This is a genomic window from Vibrio sp. 070316B (assembly GCF_013114115.1).
In the GTDB taxonomy this organism is placed as follows: Bacteria; Pseudomonadota; Gammaproteobacteria; order Enterobacterales; family Vibrionaceae; genus Vibrio; species Vibrio chagasii_B.
Genome location: NZ_VTYC01000022.1, coordinates 30660 through 45686, shown reverse-complemented (window position 1 = coordinate 45686; position 15027 = coordinate 30660). Strand labels below are relative to the sequence as shown.

At 44.5% G+C, this 15027-nt stretch carries 15 protein-coding genes; 6 read left to right on the top strand and 9 right to left on the bottom strand.

Features of this window, described 5'->3' with window-relative positions:
* Positions 1-3: 3 nt before the first annotated feature.
* Entirely contained in the window at positions 4-795 is a 792-nt protein-coding gene (locus F0251_RS16415; protein WP_171731386.1) for a helix-turn-helix domain-containing protein, read from the bottom strand.
* A 162-nt stretch (positions 796-957) separates the two neighbouring features.
* Between F0251_RS16415 and F0251_RS16410 the strand changes: the two genes are divergently transcribed.
* Positions 958-2109, top strand: a complete 1152-nt coding sequence (locus F0251_RS16410) for an MFS transporter (protein ID WP_171731385.1) — start codon at positions 958-960, stop codon at positions 2107-2109.
* A gap of 221 nt (positions 2110-2330) precedes the next feature.
* Here the strand turns inward: F0251_RS16410 and F0251_RS16405 are convergent, their stop codons facing one another.
* Positions 2331-2846 carry an RNA methyltransferase gene (locus tag F0251_RS16405; protein ID WP_008216600.1) on the bottom strand — a complete coding sequence of 172 codons (516 nt, stop codon included), beginning with the start codon at positions 2844-2846 and terminating at the stop codon, positions 2331-2333.
* A 275-nt stretch (positions 2847-3121) separates the two neighbouring features.
* On the opposite strand from F0251_RS16405, the gene F0251_RS16400 reads away from it, so the two are divergent.
* Positions 3122-4783: a methyl-accepting chemotaxis protein gene (locus F0251_RS16400; protein WP_171731384.1), complete on the top strand. Its 1662-nt coding sequence runs from the start codon at positions 3122-3124 to the stop codon at positions 4781-4783.
* Between the two features lie 186 nt (positions 4784-4969).
* Positions 4970-5188 (top strand): hypothetical protein, encoded by a 219-nt coding sequence (locus F0251_RS16395; RefSeq protein ID WP_008216605.1) that lies wholly within the window; start codon positions 4970-4972, stop codon positions 5186-5188.
* Positions 5189-5193: 5 nt separating this feature from the next.
* Here the strand turns inward: F0251_RS16395 and F0251_RS16390 are convergent, their stop codons facing one another.
* Both F0251_RS16390 and F0251_RS16385 read right to left on the bottom strand, forming a co-directional pair.
* Positions 5194-5877: an endonuclease III domain-containing protein gene (locus tag F0251_RS16390; protein ID WP_105058825.1), complete on the bottom strand. Its 684-nt coding sequence runs from the start codon at positions 5875-5877 to the stop codon at positions 5194-5196.
* Positions 5878-5881: 4 nt separating this feature from the next.
* Positions 5882-6751, bottom strand: coding sequence for a LysR family transcriptional regulator (locus tag F0251_RS16385; protein WP_008216609.1), 870 nt, complete (start codon positions 6749-6751; stop codon positions 5882-5884).
* Positions 6752-6969: 218 nt separating this feature from the next.
* Between F0251_RS16385 and F0251_RS16380 the strand changes: the two genes are divergently transcribed.
* Positions 6970-7317 (top strand): DUF3316 domain-containing protein, encoded by a 348-nt coding sequence (locus F0251_RS16380; RefSeq protein ID WP_008216610.1) that lies wholly within the window; start codon positions 6970-6972, stop codon positions 7315-7317.
* Positions 7318-7445: 128 nt separating this feature from the next.
* On the opposite strand, the gene F0251_RS16375 is transcribed toward F0251_RS16380, so the two are convergent.
* Complete coding sequence (locus tag F0251_RS16375; RefSeq protein WP_171731383.1) at positions 7446-9083, bottom strand: methyl-accepting chemotaxis protein; 1638 nt, start codon at positions 9081-9083, stop codon at positions 7446-7448.
* A 259-nt stretch (positions 9084-9342) separates the two neighbouring features.
* On the opposite strand from F0251_RS16375, the gene F0251_RS16370 reads away from it, so the two are divergent.
* The gene (locus F0251_RS16370; protein WP_004741147.1) at positions 9343-9768 is read left to right on the top strand and encodes a DUF3010 family protein; all 426 of its coding nucleotides are present in this window, start codon (positions 9343-9345) and stop codon (positions 9766-9768) included.
* Positions 9769-9830: 62 nt separating this feature from the next.
* Here the strand turns inward: F0251_RS16370 and F0251_RS16365 are convergent, their stop codons facing one another.
* Entirely contained in the window at positions 9831-10730 is a 900-nt protein-coding gene (locus F0251_RS16365; RefSeq protein ID WP_102425236.1) for a DMT family transporter, read from the bottom strand.
* Positions 10731-10853: 123 nt separating this feature from the next.
* Here F0251_RS16365 and F0251_RS16360 point away from each other — a divergent pair, with 123 nt between their 5' ends.
* Positions 10854-12281 carry an aminotransferase class I/II-fold pyridoxal phosphate-dependent enzyme gene (locus tag F0251_RS16360; protein WP_171731382.1) on the top strand — a complete coding sequence of 476 codons (1428 nt, stop codon included), beginning with the start codon at positions 10854-10856 and terminating at the stop codon, positions 12279-12281.
* A gap of 97 nt (positions 12282-12378) precedes the next feature.
* Here the strand turns inward: F0251_RS16360 and F0251_RS16355 are convergent, their stop codons facing one another.
* From F0251_RS16355 to F0251_RS16345, 3 genes are all read right to left on the bottom strand, one after another.
* Positions 12379-12927, bottom strand: coding sequence for a carboxymuconolactone decarboxylase family protein (locus F0251_RS16355; RefSeq protein ID WP_171731381.1), 549 nt, complete (start codon positions 12925-12927; stop codon positions 12379-12381).
* A gap of 278 nt (positions 12928-13205) precedes the next feature.
* A complete protein-coding gene (locus F0251_RS16350; protein WP_171731380.1) occupies positions 13206-13775 on the bottom strand; it encodes a GNAT family N-acetyltransferase in 570 nt (189 codons plus the stop codon).
* Positions 13776-14996, bottom strand: coding sequence for a MerR family transcriptional regulator (locus tag F0251_RS16345; RefSeq protein WP_171731379.1), 1221 nt, complete (start codon positions 14994-14996; stop codon positions 13776-13778).
* Positions 14997-15027 lie beyond the last annotated feature (31 nt).

The following is a 15027-nucleotide window of genomic DNA, read 5'->3' as shown; positions in this document are numbered from 1 at the left end:
AGGTTACATAGTCTCCGCGTTGGATGTGTTGGTCATGTAATTCATTGGTGTCATGCCTGTTTTCCGACGAAAGAAATGAATAAATGCACTGTCACTGGAGAACTCCAACCTATCGGCGACATCCGATATGCGCATGCCACTCGACAGTAATTCAATCGCCCCCAATAAGCGCCACTGCTGCCGCCAACTTTGATATGGCATTCCGGTTTCTCTATTAAAGATCCGAGTGATCGTCTTTTCGCTCGCTCCAACAACCTCACTCAACTGTGCCAACGACGGTGCCATAAAATCTTGGTTATCAATATCAGATAACCAAGATTTGAGGCGGTGGTCTTGAGGTAACGGCAACGACAAGTACACCTCTTGCGAGTCGTTTAACTCTTCGATAAACAAATTCAACGTATTAATTTGCTCATTATTCGGCTTGTCAAATGCCCAAAATGCCATTCGTTCTATCAAGACTCTCATTAACGCAGTGATATCGAAAATCATCACACCTCTAGGCAAGCGCTCTGACAAGGATTGATCAAAGTACAGTGAGCGATATTGGGTAATGTTAGTCATCTGAGCATCGTGTTGAACGCCTTTCGGGATCCATGCAGCCCTCATTGGGGGCAAGACATACTTCACATCTTCTAATGTGATTGTCATGCATCCGTGCTTCGAAAACAGTAACTGGTCTTTTTCATGAAAATGTATGCCGGAAGCGTGATTAGAAACCTCAGCAGCAACACCAACGACTAACCCGTTATGGTCGTCTGCACAAAAGTCATCTTGTTCTGAAATCAATGCCATTGAGCAGCTTGTCCTTATTTCGATGTTTTATGTCTAAATCTCACTATAAGACATTAGCACATCATGCCTAGAATAGTACCTGTTCTGTTATCCCTCTGATTAAGAGGTTCAGGAAATAACTAAATCATTACGATGTTAATTAGAGGTATTTGAAAACAAAAAATGAATAAGATTATTGGAAAAATTTCTATCCCATTAGCGGTTGTGTTGCTGATGTTTCCACAAATAGTAGAAACCATGTATAGCCCGGCTCTGACTTCTGTAAAAAACCATTTTGGGGTTAGTAGTAGTGAAGCGGCACAAGCGATGTCTATATTCTTCATTGCTTTTGCATTCGGAGTCGTATTCTGGGGGCGCATGTGTGATGTATTAGGAAGACGAGTCTCTACTTTACTGGGGTTAGTCGTCTTTATCATTGCAGCTCTATTTACCATGTTAGCGCCGACATTCACTTTAATGCTCACGGGCTTTGGCTGCTGTGCTTTTGGTGCCGCTGTTGGTTCTGTTTGCACACAGACTATTATCCGTGATGGTTATCAAGGTAAAGAACTCAGCCACGTCTTCTCAATTGTGGGTACCTCTATTGGGATCAGCCCTGTTGTTGGGATGTTGGCTGGTAGTTGGTTGACGTCTGTAGGTGACTATAAATGGGTATTCATGGCGATGGTGGTACTTGTGGCTATCTTACTGATTTGGTCATTAGGTAAACTGCCAGAAACAAAGCCAGCAAATACAAAAAGAGACAGCCTAATCTCTGTTGCTATAAAAATGCTTACCGATGCACACATCTGGTACGTAACGTTAATGGTTGGGCTATTTAATATAGCGCTATTCTCGTACTACAGTATTGCCCCCTTTATGTTTGAGCAATTAGGGGCAAGTGTGAACTTTTTTGGTAATACCGGTTTTATTCTTGCGATGGGGTCAGTATTAGGCTCTGTTATTAATATGAAGCTAATTCGCATGCATTTAAGCCATGACAAAATTGTAGCGTTTGCGTCTTGCCTATTACTGGTTGCGGGCATTGGTGTATTTATCATGCAGGAATCCGTTTGGTTCTTCATCCCAATGGTATTTGTATCGTTATCATTCGGGCTTGCGTTACCTAATTTGCTCAGTGGCGCTTTGACTAAATATCACGACCATTTAGGCAGTGCCGGAGCTCTATTAGGCCTGTTTTATTACTTGATTATTGGCTTTGGCTTACACAGAGCAGCCGATTTCGCCGACCTAGCATTGACGCTTTTGGCTTGCGCAATTGTCGCCATTGTATTGGTTATCATGCACACACTGCATCAGATGACGCGTCAATAGCCTTACCTCTTAAAACAAAAAAACCACCTTTTTAGGTGGTTTTTTATTACTGACATACATTAACTAATATAAAGGCAACTGAAATGACAACATTACTTTATATCGCGTTATCTATTGCGGCCATCTTCTTCATATTTGCCATCGCTAAATATATTTTAAACCTGTTTATCTTCGACTTTAGCGATATTGAGTTTTAAAAATATCTAACCACGAGAGTCAGGTTAGCACTTCTCTTTGATAACTAAATGGTTGCGATTATCACGGCTTTTCTTAATCAGCTCGTTGCTCTCGTCCATTTCATCTGACTTCGCAAGGCGATCATAAAGCAGCACATTCACGGTTGCAGCCAAGTTCATGCAACCCACCGTTGGAACGTACACCACGTGATCTGCTCTATCGGCAACGTCTTGAGTAATAGAACCATCTTCTGGGCCGAAAATGTAAATCGCATTTTCTGGGTGTTTAAAACGTGGTAGTGGTGTAGCACCTTCCGCAAGTTCCACACAAACAATCTTGGTTTCAGGATCAAGGTTATCTAAAAACGACTCGACACCGGTCAGTGGGATTGTGCGCGTTGCACTCTTGGTATCGGTGTGGAACTTAGCGGCTTTTTCGTAGCGTTGCCCTGTGTATTTAACTTCATCGACCTGGTAACAACCAGCCGCACGCATAACAGCACCGACGTTTGTCGGGCTCTTCGGGTTAGTTAAACCAATAGTCACATGGCTTTTGTTCATGAATCTTTCTCACTTAACGAATAGACATAGCAGGGTGCTACAAAGCGTCGCATTCTAGCAAAGCAACGTTGAATTCAAAAGCATCGAAACAAATGAGTCGCATCTCCCTTAAGCCCCTAGTTGCAAGGGATGTCACATCAAAAATTTAACCGCCATCATATTTATAAAACAAAAACACTCTAGGGTAACAATTAAACAACAAGCCCATTTACATTTTGAAACCACATTAATAATGTGTTGAAAATTGCATGAGACAATCACACAGGAAGCGTGACATGACCCTAACCATCAAAAACCGCCTTTATATTCTCTCTTTCATTCCATTGCTGCTGATGGCAATTGGGATGATGAGTGTGACGTATATGAAGAGCACCGAGCTAACCGCACAACAAGTAGAATCGACGCGTAGCAATATGATGGCGATGAAAGAAAAGGAACTCAAAGCGTATCTGCAAATGGCCCAATCTTCTATCAGCCCGTTCTTAGAAAGAGGTGCGACATTAGAAGAGGCCTTGCCAACCTTAAAAACACTCGAGTATGGCGAATCGGGTTATATCTTTGGTTACGACTCTAAAGGTGTGAGGGTAGTTGTCGGACAGAATACAGACGGCATCGGCAAAAACTACTACGACCTACAAGACAAAAAAGGCAATTACCTGATTCGTGACCTCATCAAGAACTCAAAGCTTGGCGAATTCACGACGTACTATTTTCCGAAACTTGGTCAATCTGAAGCACTACCAAAACTCAGCTACTCGATATTCATTCCACAATGGGACTTGATGCTCGGCACTGGTTTTTACACCGACGACATTGATGCGGTTATCGCAGAGATGAAAGAGAGTTCAAATGCAGCACTTCAAAGTTCACTGACTGCGATCGCCCTTTTCTGTGGCTTGATCGCCCTAGTGGTTGCCGTGTTCGCTGTTGCTGTGAACCGGACCATCATGAAGCCGCTAGAACAGTTTGATCATTCAATTAGCGCATTCGCAAGTGGTGAAGCCGACTTAACGGCACGAATGGAAACCTTCAAAGCACCGGAATTCGCAAAGCTCAGCGAGAACTTCAATGCTTTTGTTGCTAGCCTTCAAACCATCATTCGCAGCGTAAGCGATGTTGGCCAGCAAGTGGTGGCTGAGACAAGCAGCATGTCTTCCCGCGCGGCACAGGTCGACGAAATTGCCACAGGTCAGCGCGAAGAAACAGAGCAAGTCGCTACCGCTATGACTGAGATGACAACAACGGCGCAAGAAATCTCAAGCAACGCTAGCCAAGCCGCAGATTCAGCCAAGCTTGCAGAAAGCAATGCCAAAGAAGCTCAACAGATCGTAAACGCAGCTGCTGATTCAGTAGCCGGCCTAGCGAGTGAAGTATCTGAAGCCAACACCGTGGTATCTCGATTAGAAGGCGATGTACAAAACATTTCCTCTTCGTTGGCTGTCATTCAAGACATTGCCGAGCAAACTAACTTATTAGCACTGAATGCCGCAATTGAAGCAGCTCGTGCAGGTGAACAAGGTCGTGGTTTTGCAGTAGTCGCCGATGAGGTTCGTAAGCTGGCAAGCCGAACTCAAGAAAGTACGGGCGACATTCACAAAATGATTGAACAGCTAAAAGCCGCTTCAGACGCTGCAGTCAAAGCGATGGATTCAAGCCAAAACCGCAGTGCTCAAACGGTAGAAGAAGCTAATGCTGCAGCGGCTGCATTGGCTAAGATCCAAGAGTCGATCGATACCATCATGGACATGAACTCACTGATTGCTACAGCAACTGAAGAACAGAACATTGTTGGTCAAGAGATATCTCAACGTATTGTCGTAATATCAGACCAAAGCTCTCAATCGGCATCACTAGCCAATCAAAACCGTGCTGGTAGCCAAAACCTCAATAACCGCGCGAATGAGCTCTACCACCTAGTGGATCGTTTCACGGTCTAACCTTTATCCTCTAAAATAAATTCGGGCTTTAGGTTCCCCAATCTGAAGCCCGAATTTCTCAGTCTCAACTCAAACCCTCCCCCCGTTCTTTGTTCTTCCTTTTTCATCAGCTTTAAGTGCCAATTTACAAAAGTCAGTTAAACTTAGTGAGTTGTAAGGTCATTGACTCGTAGGTAGGCAGATAAGATGTTTAATTCAGATAAGAAGAAGGTTCGTGATTTATTGATCGCCACGCGCTTTGGCGTATCCGCTTCAGAGATGAAAACCATAATTGGTGTTGAACAGAGCAAAGCAATGAAGTGCATTCTTCAACTCAAAGAGGAAGGTGAAGACATTCACACACTTGGAGAAGGCAACAACCCCGAAGAGTTAGTTTTGTATTCCATCGGAGATATTGAGCCTTAAGCGAGTTAAATTTTAGTCTGAGTTCTAGCTTCGATACACATGCTGTTTAGCGGGCAATGTTGACACTTTGGCTTGGGGTTACAAAACTGCTGCCCATGCTCAACCAACAACCCATGGTAGTAGCCGTACCTTTTTGTATCCAGGGGGATCACGCTCTCCATCAAGGCTCGAAACTTCTCATACGATTTAGGCACATCGAGTCCGTTGCGAGTTAAGATTCTTCGCGCGTACGCATCAATGACGAAAGACGGCTTACCTATCGCATAGACCAAAATCGCATCAGCCGTTTCGCCACCAATCCCTTTCACTTCCAGTAACTCTTTACGAAGCTGATCTTTGTCTTGTTCACGAACCACAGACATGTCGTAGTGGTACTTCGAAAACCACTCCGTCACAGCCTTTAACTTGATGGCTTTCTGATTGTAGTAGCCACTGGAACGAATCTTTTGGGCAAGTTCATCAAGTTCGATGTCAGCAACCGACCTTGGATTGCATTTCTCACCTAAGTTAATGAGTGCTTTCTCTGCGTTCTTCCAGTTGGTGTTTTGAACCAAAATAGCGCCTAAAACAATCTCGTAAGGATCGTTCCTTTGCCACCAATCAAAATAGCCATAATGCTGTTCGAGTGTATCGAACACACTGAGTATCAACTCACTTTGACTTGCTGAATGACGCTCAATGTCGGTCATAGGATCAATCCAATTGCTCAGAAAGGAAGTCTACGAGCAAACGAACCTTTGAAGACAGATTACGGTTCTGCGGGTAGAGCGCCCAGATCCCCTCTTTATCGTCTCGGTAATCGGAAAGTACTTCGACCAACTCACCAGAATCAAGATCTTCACTCACGTAGTATTCAGGTAACTGCACCAAGCCTATACTCTGCTTCGCTGCATCTAACAAGGCTAAACCACTATTGCACTTGATACGTCCATTAACACGGACGGAGCGAGGGCGACCGTTTTCTTTAAAGCGCCAGTGCTCAAAGCCACCGACTAAACATTGATGGTTGGTCAATTCGGAGAGCGTATGAGGCTCACCATAATTCTCAATATATTCAGGGCTTGCGCATACGTAGAGCTGGCGTTGAGAAAGCTTTTTTGCGACGAGACTTGAATCTTCTAATCGACCAAGACGGATTGCGACATCAACACCCGAGTCGATCAAATCGAGCTTTTGGTTGGTCAGCATTAACTCTAGCTCGACTTGCGGGTGAAGCTTTAAAAATTGGTGCAGTATTGGGGCTAGTTGGCGCTCACCGTAGGTGACAGGAGCCGTTACTTTCAGAAGCCCCTTAGGTGTCGATTGCATTTGTGTTACCGCCAATTCCGCAATCTCTAAGCCCTCGACCAACAATTTACACTGTTGATAATAGAGTTGCCCTGCTTCTGTTAGCGAAACCTTTCGAGTCGTTCGATTGAGCAGTTTCACCGCGAGACGTTCCTCGAGGTTTGCTACTCTGCGACTGATTTGAGCGACCGATGTAGCAAGCTTCTGCGCAGCACCTGTAAAACTCTCACGCTCTGCGACTGCAACAAACTCACTTACCCCTTCCCAATTGGCCATGCCTTTACCTTGTGCTGAACTGTGGATACCCATGCAGTGTATTGAAGTTACCGAATTCTGTCACCTTGCTTGATATGCTTTGCGTATAACTCTCAACTAACAATCACTGTGGGACTAACTTCTTACATAAGTTCGTTTTTGTCCTAACATTATTCTTATCTACTGTTGGTAGGTTGAAAACTCGAATCATTGGTTACACAACAAAGTCAGGTACTCTTATGAAAAAATTAATCATACTTGCATCAACTCTTGTACTCAGCACCACAGCGTTCGCAGCCACTAAAACGACGATCCAAGAAACAACGCTAAAGTCTGATACCTTTGTTACTGAAGCGGAAGCATACGATGCAGGCACGAACCTTATGGATGAGCTAAGCACAAAGACACCGTTTGAGCTTTCAAGAGAACTGCCACAGTTCCAGCAAACAACAAAATACGATTCGTTCAAAATTGATGACGCGAATATGGAGGTGAAGAAAATCACCAACATGAACGGCGATGTTCACTACCAAGCAAACGTAAAAGTTGATTATCGTTACACATACCAAGACGGTCGTAGCAGCTAATCACTAGCAGCTCACGGTCAACAACGGATCATGTATCTAAAAAGAAAGCCCGAACTCAGGGAGTTCGGGCTTTCTGCTATTTCTTTGCGGCTAACGAGAACAAACCACGTTCATCTCAGCTCTAAGTGTTACACCTCGAACTGAGAAACTAGGCTATCAAGCGCCTCACATTGCTCGGCCAAAGCCATACACGCATTTTCAGCGCTGCTCGCCATCTCAACCATTTGCATCGTACTTTCTGCGATACGTTGAACATTTTTGTTCACTTCTTCAGACACTTGAGACTGCTGAGAAGCTGCCGTCGCAATCTGCGTGTTCATGTCATTCATCTTACCTATTGAATTACGAATCTCACTCAAAGAAGACGCTGCAGTCCCTGCTTGAATAATGGTTTTCTCGCCGCTGATTTTGCTCTCGCTCATCACGCCAACAGCATGCTTAGCCCCGATCTCTAAACGCTCAATCATCGCCTCGATTTCACCAGTGCTGTCTTGAGTTTTACTTGCCAATGCACGTACTTCGTCCGCGACTACAGCAAAACCACGACCTTGTTCGCCAGCACGTGCCGCTTCGATCGCTGCATTTAAGGCCAACAAATTAGTTTGTTCAGCAATACCTTTGATCACGCCAAGAATAGAGGCGATGTTTTTCACATCAGTATCCAACGCCTGAACCACACCACCCGCGTTCTCAATATCTTGAGCTAGACGTTCAATTGATGTCACAGTTAGACCAAGCGTAGTGTCTGCCGACTCCACTTCGTGATTCGCAACGTTACTTGCGGTAGCCGCATCTAGGGCATTACCACTCACCACTTCGCTAGTCGCCTGCATTTCATGAACAGCAGCCGCAACAACTTCACTCTCTCGCTGTTGGTTTGAAGAGAATTCAGCAACGCTTTGAGTGAGCGACTTAATATTTTCCATCTCAGCTCGAACAGCGTTTGACGTGAAAATTACTTGCTCAACCGTAACGTGGATTTTGCCAACAAACTTATTGAAAGCAGAGCTTAAACGAGCAATCTCGTCGTTCCCTTCCACCTTCATGCGCTGAGATAAGTCACCATCACCTGATGCGATCTCATTCATTGCTTTCTCAACGTTCTGAATTGGTTGAACAATGAAACGGTTCGATAACCACATCGCAAACAATGCGGCAAAAACAGCGACTGCCATTCCAACCTCAATGATCAACTTGCTTGATTCAATTGAGTCGCCCGCTTGCTGACGCAGCTCTTTCTGCTTCAACTCAATCAGGGTACGGATATCACGCAGTTGTTTACGGATAATCGCAAACTCAGCATCTAACGCTGGCGAGTAATCAATGTTGTATTGATGTGCATTCGCTGGGTCAGCAAACATAGGTTCGTGTAGCGCGACCCACTTACTCATCGCATTAACCAGTTTAGACAGTTCACCACGTGAAGAAGGATCTAACACACCAGCTCGATACAAAGTCTCAACACTTTCAAAGCGTGGAACCGCTTTATAAGCGTTGTCTTTGAATTCGAACTTTTGATAGTCAATCGCCGCCTGATCTTTCGCAAGTAACAAGCCTTGCGCTGAAGCGATGATTTGGTAGATATCGCGGTAGCCATCTTCTAGGTTATCTAGAACAGGTTGAACGACATTGTTGAGCTCGTTATTAATCGCAGCTTGAGCATTTGATCTGATAACGTTGAGCACGGTAACGGTAGAAAAAACAATCACAATCACCAACAGCGGGATCGCGATTTTACTCTTAATCGAAAGATTATTGATATTCATTGGGATTAATAACCACACTTCAAATAGGGATGCGCGCGCAATATACAGCACACATATGAAATCCCGCTAAGCTTTTGTGAGCCTCATCCCATAGCAAACGTTACCGCCTATCTACATGATGACAAATTAGCCAAAGGTTAACTTTTCGCCGCTAAGATATTCTCTGATTTAGACTTATTTTCGACGGATACACGCAAATACTGGAGAAGTGTTAGAAATAACACCATAATATAGGGCTCTAAAATAAGTAGGTAAGAACATGAAAATTTGTGGTGTTGAAATCAAAGGTAACGATGCAGTCATCTGTCTTCTTTCTCTGTCAGATGGTGTATTTAACATTCCTGATTGCCGAGTTTCTAAGGTTTCTATCAGCGACGCTAACGACACACAGAATATGAAAGACTTTCAATTCTCTTTTGCAAAGTTAATGGAAGATTACCAAGTAGAAAAAGTAGTGATTCGCCAACGCCAAACTAAAGGCAAATTTGCTGGCGGTGGCTTCGGCTTCAAACTAGAAGCAGCGATCCAATTGATCGACGGACTAAACGTTGAAGTAGTTTCTCCAGCAGACATCAAAGAAAGCCTGAAGCGTAACCCTCTAATGATGAAGTTCAAAGAGACTGGCCTAAAACAATACCAAGAAGCACCGTTTACAACGGCTTACGCATGCTTGATGAAGCGCTAATCGATAGTCGCTAGAAAGTTATTGATAGAGAAAGAGCCTGAATATTCAGGCTCTTTTTATTTTTAACGGTTTAAAGCTGCTTGTCTTCGGAACCTAATCAATTCGGGCTTCTTCACCACCAGATAAACCGCAGTGGCTGACAACGCAAAACCCATTGCGCCATAGATGTCGAACGACTCGCCGAAGATAAGCCACGCTTGAATTGCGGTTGTCGGCGGTACGAGATAAAACACCGATGCGACACTTGAAGACGCCCCATTCTCCACCATGTAAAGTAACAACAATATTGCGACACAAGATAGAACGACCACCAGCCAAATCAGCGTTAACGTAAATTCTACCGTCCAGTTCACTTGCATGGTTTCGTAGCGCATCGCAAAAGGCAGGAACAACGCTGCAGAAGCCAAGTATTGCACCATTGCACCGCCCACCATGTCTGTGCCCTTACAGAAACGCTTTTGATATAAAGTGCCGCAAGTAATACCTACCAATGACACTAAGCATAACAGTGTCGCCAAGCCTTTTTGGTCATCCGATTGCCATTCAATATTACCCATTAACACCAAGCTAATACCCGCAAAGCCAAGCGCTAAACCAAGCCATTGCGCAAAGTTAAAACGCTGTGAGGTGCAGCTGACCATGATCAGCGCGGTAAGAATAGGTTGCAGACCCACCAATAAAGAGCTCAAACCTGCAGGCATCCCCATATCAATCGCCAGATAGGTACCACCGAGGTAAAAACCATGAATCAATATCCCAACAACACACGCATGGAAGAATGCTCGACCACGAGGGATACGACGTTTAAGGATTGCAATCAAGACCAAGAACAGCGCTACGTTGGCTACCATCCTAAGTGAAAGTAACGTCGCGGGTTCAGCGTATTCAACACCAAGACGAGCGCCAACAAAGCCTGACGACCACAATATTACAAACACAAACGGAATCATTTTAATCAGCATTACAAACCTCTGGTCAACCCTTCATCAATGCTGTTACCTTAGTTGGGTACAGATAACTAATAAAGATACAGATATAACACTTTAAATGGTTACAGATTGAGAATCAGTAGAAGGGAGTGCAGTGTGGAAGTAGAAGTCAGCGGTAATAAATATCTCGCCACCGAGCAACATATTAAGGCTCAAATCGATAAGGGGCTCTTTCACCCTGACGATCGCTTACCCTCAATCCGACAACTAAGCGAGCAACTGGGTGTAAGCAAAAACACCGTGATTCGTGCCTATCAAGAGTTGGAAGCGACGGGCTGGGTATATTCCGTTCCCAAGTCGGGTTATCGCGTTAAAGCCCCCAACACCACAAGTTGGGATGCACCGAGCCAGCCGCAAAAAGTTGACCTTTTATCTGTCACTAAATCTGTACTCTCCCGCCCCAGTGGGCGTTTAAAGTTACAAGCAGGCTCTGCTCACCCAAACATTAACAACCCCGCCATTCGTAGTCTGTACGCTGAAATTGGTCGCCACAGCCGCTTGCAGACTCAACTTCCTGGCTATTACCAACTGCCGCCCGGCGACGAACAATTAGTAAAACAATTGTTAAAGATCACCCACGATCTGGGCGTACCTGCAGGATCGAAAGAGATTGCGATCACTCACGGCGCGCAGCAAGCGATCAGTTTAGCACTTCGCGCGTTAACCAAACCGGGCGATATCGTTGTAGTTGAGTCTCCATGCTACTTTGGTAACTTACTCCTATTGGAATCACTAGGCTTACAAGCACTTGAAATACCAAGCAGTGTGAGCCATGGAATCGATATTCAAGCACTACAAAATGCCTTAGATAAATGGGAAGTGAAAACGCTGCTGCTGACACCAAACTTTACCAACCCGACAGGATCTAGAATGCCACTTGCCAACCGAAAAGCATTATTAGAGATAACCGGATCTTTGCCGATTATTGAAGATGATGTGTTCGGGAGTTTGGCGTTTGATGCTCCGATTGCGAGCTTGAAAGAACTGGATGACCAAGAACGAGTGATCTACGTGAACTCTCTATCCAAGACTTTGGACTCTCGCTTGCGTGTTGGCTGGCTGCTTTCCGGTCGCTATCAACCTTTAATCGAAAAGTACCTACTGTGTGACAACATGGGTAGCTCCAACCTGATGCAATCAGCGGTCGGCCAGTTTCTCACCACTGGCAAATATCGCAGTCATTTATCTAAGATGAAGCGACTCTATCAAACCAACCAAAAGCAATTTCAAAGCCTTTTGATTCAAGCCTTAGATAGCTACCCTCATCTTGTAGGACGCTACCATCTTTCCAAACCTGAGGGAGCATTTATAAACTGGATAACGCTCCCCGAATCACTCGACAGCTATGCCGTCTACCAAGATTGTTTGAAGCATAAGTTAGGTATCTTACCCGGCACTGTGTTTGGCACCCACGACCAATACAAACATTGCCTGCGCTTTACTGTCGCGAACATTGAAGAGAACAAGGACTGGAAAGAAGGAGTTGTGACGCTGGCGAAGTTGATCGCCAAACATACACGTTAACTGCTCCACCAAAACAGGCTAAACCCTGAACATAACAAAGCCCCGCTCAACTAAGCGGGGCTTTCATCATTATCATTCCTGGCTTAATTAAAAGCGATTAACCTTGCCAAGCGAACTGCTCAAATACTTTGTCTACTGGCGTTTCAGCAACGTGGTTTACGTAGTTACTGATCACTTTCTGTGACAGGCCAAGAATCACTTCTAAAACTTGCTGTTGGCCGTAACCCGCAGCGAAGAATGCTTCCATTTCGTTTGCTGGCACATTGCCACGGTTACGAACCATACTTAGCGTGAAGTCGTGTAGAGCTTGCAGCTTTTCTGTTGGAAGTGCCGTGCGATTACGCAGTGCTTCAGTAATTGCCGGGTCAACCTTCATTGAGTGTGCAATGCCAGTATGAGCAGGGACGCAGTAGTGACATTCGTGCTCAACGTTAATGGTTTGCCAAACCACTGTCAGTTCTTCTGCATCGAAAGATGAGTCACTAAATGCCTGATGAAGCTGAGTATAAGCCTTGAGTGTATTCGGTGATTCCGCTAACACACCAAATAAACCTGGAACTCGCCCCATCTGTTTTTTAGCGCCTTCAAGAATAGGTTTGCTCTGCGCGGGTGCTGATTCTATTGAGTGAATTTTGAAATTGCTCATCGTTCTATTCCTATAAATTCTGATTCTAAATTTGGTCATTTACGGAGATTTAGTGACTGCTCTCCGTTGGTGTGGAAACAATATAAATCAAATTAGAACGATCGTTCAAGTTATATTTTGAACAATCGTTCAAAGTCAATATCGAGTAAGAAATTAAAAGGAAGAATAGACTATTAAAAATCGAGTCATTGTTAACTTATCCTTTTGATTAAAAATAAAAAAGCCCATCAAGTGAACCTGATGGGCTTTCATTCATTTAAGATTTTATTTTTGAATTACTACCAGTACTCAGCGTGAGCCAAAGCTTCAACACAGCTAGACTGTTCGCTCGCCACTTTGATTTCACCGCCAGTCAGCGATTGAGCGATCCAACCGTGAGAGTAGCTCAACTCAAATGGCGCAGGGATTTGTTCAACAGTGATTTGCTCAAAGCCCACTCTTGAATAATAACTAGGATCACCGTATGTCACTGCAAGCTCGACACCCTGCTCTTTTAGAGTCTCTAAGCCGAAGTTAATCAGTTGTTGGCCGATACCACGCTTTTGAACCTGTGTGCTCACCGCTACTGGTGAAAGTAAATACGCCTTGGTTTCATCGTCAAATGAAAGCGGAGTAAAGATAATCGCACCAACGATCGTACTATCCGTATCCGACTCACTAGAACCGTCTTCCGCAACAAAGCAAAGTAACTCTGCTGGAGCCGTGGTCGTTAAAAGATCATTGGCAAGCTTACCTACAGTTTTACCTTCATTTTCACCTTCTGAATCAGTAAAGGTTTGAGTAAAAAGCTGAGTGATCGTTTCGATCTCGCTTGAATCGTATTGTCTAAATTTCATAGTGTTCTTCACTTACTGTACTTTCTTCAACACAAAAAAGTGATAGTCAAAATCACGCTTCACAGAGCCTTGAGAGCCTTCCACAAGTTTGCTGTTATTGAAGAATTGCTTAATTTCATTGTCGCAATCTACGAGCGCTTTTGAGTTTGGCATCGTCGCTTTCAGAGCTTCAACTTGCTTTTGCAAAGGCTGATAATAGGCAAGCCAACCGGCATCACTCATCGCAAAGTCATTCAGGACTTGATAGCCCGCTGCTTTTGCCTGTTTAATGCGCTCAGAAACCGTCGTCATATCTGGGTACTCTTTCTGCCAGAACACTTCGGCTGATTCGCTAGGGTTCTCGGTGTTCCAGACCAAGTCATTCACGACTAATATGCCATCATCGGCGAGTAACTTTCGCCACTGCTTAAGTGCCTTCTGGACACCCATGATGTAAGCACTACCCTCTGACCAGATTAAGTCGAATGACTTAGCTTCAAACGGTAAATCCATCATGCTTGCACATACCGTTTTGATGTTACTTTCCAGACCAAGTTCTAGTGCTTGCTGATTTAGAATATCCAAACACGGTTGATCATTATCTACCGCAGTGACCTGCACTTCAGCCTGATGTTTTTTCATCGCATTCGTTAATACGGCGGTTGCAATGCCTTTACCACAACCAATTTCAAGGACGCGCTTCGGTGCTTCCGAAACGTAGGAAAGCGCGGTAAGCGTGTCCTCATTCGTTCCGGGACCTAAACGTTCTAGTCCCTCAAAAATGACGCCGAAATCCGCCATATATTGTTCATGTTCATTCATGTCTTTCGATAACCACTTCAATCGCAGAGCCTGTTTCTCATCAAAGCCCTGCTTAATTAACCAATCGAGGTGTGCATCTGGCGCAAGCTTATCCATCGACTCATGCCACTCTTCTAATCCGCTTTCGCCTAACATTGCTGCTAATAGATCTCGTGAACGCTGTTTTTGCAGTAGCTCTTCGTCCAACTGCTTGAGTCTATTTTCCAACAAACTACGTTCGATCTTTGCATCTAAGCAGGCTTGGCACTCTTTGAGCGTCAACCCACCCGCTTGCAATTGCTGTAACAAGCGAACACGTTGTAGATCCTTTTCAGAATAAAGACGATAGCCATTGCTCTGACGCTGAGCTTCAATCAAACCTAGCTTGCCGTAATACAACAATGTAGAACGACTCAGCCCAACTAATTCGGCCAGTTCAGAGATACGATACATGCACTCCCCCTCTCATTTCGGTAGCAAAGAT

What these genes read in the sequence shown, in the direction of transcription:
- F0251_RS16380 (WP_008216610.1), top strand. Translation starts at nt 6,970, where the DNA reads ATGAAAAAATTAATCATACTTGCATCAACTCTTGTACTCAGCACCACA.
- F0251_RS16355 (WP_171731381.1), bottom strand. Translation starts at nt 12,927, where the DNA reads ATGAGCAATTTCAAAATTCACTCAATAGAATCAGCACCCGCGCAGAGC.
- F0251_RS16410 (WP_171731385.1), top strand. Translation starts at nt 958, where the DNA reads ATGAATAAGATTATTGGAAAAATTTCTATCCCATTAGCGGTTGTGTTG.
- F0251_RS16385 (WP_008216609.1), bottom strand. Translation starts at nt 6,751, where the DNA reads ATGGCCAATTGGGAAGGGGTAAGTGAGTTTGTTGCAGTCGCAGAGCGT.
- F0251_RS16370 (WP_004741147.1), top strand. Translation starts at nt 9,343, where the DNA reads ATGAAAATTTGTGGTGTTGAAATCAAAGGTAACGATGCAGTCATCTGT.
- F0251_RS16390 (WP_105058825.1), bottom strand. Translation starts at nt 5,877, where the DNA reads ATGACCGACATTGAGCGTCATTCAGCAAGTCAAAGTGAGTTGATACTC.
- F0251_RS16365 (WP_102425236.1), bottom strand. Translation starts at nt 10,730, where the DNA reads ATGCTGATTAAAATGATTCCGTTTGTGTTTGTAATATTGTGGTCGTCA.
- F0251_RS16400 (WP_171731384.1), top strand. Translation starts at nt 3,122, where the DNA reads ATGACCCTAACCATCAAAAACCGCCTTTATATTCTCTCTTTCATTCCA.
- F0251_RS16405 (WP_008216600.1), bottom strand. Translation starts at nt 2,846, where the DNA reads ATGAACAAAAGCCATGTGACTATTGGTTTAACTAACCCGAAGAGCCCG.
- F0251_RS16375 (WP_171731383.1), bottom strand. Translation starts at nt 9,083, where the DNA reads ATGAATATCAATAATCTTTCGATTAAGAGTAAAATCGCGATCCCGCTG.
- F0251_RS16395 (WP_008216605.1), top strand. Translation starts at nt 4,970, where the DNA reads ATGTTTAATTCAGATAAGAAGAAGGTTCGTGATTTATTGATCGCCACG.
- F0251_RS16345 (WP_171731379.1), bottom strand. Translation starts at nt 14,996, where the DNA reads ATGTATCGTATCTCTGAACTGGCCGAATTAGTTGGGCTGAGTCGTTCT.
- F0251_RS16415 (WP_171731386.1), bottom strand. Translation starts at nt 795, where the DNA reads ATGGCATTGATTTCAGAACAAGATGACTTTTGTGCAGACGACCATAAC.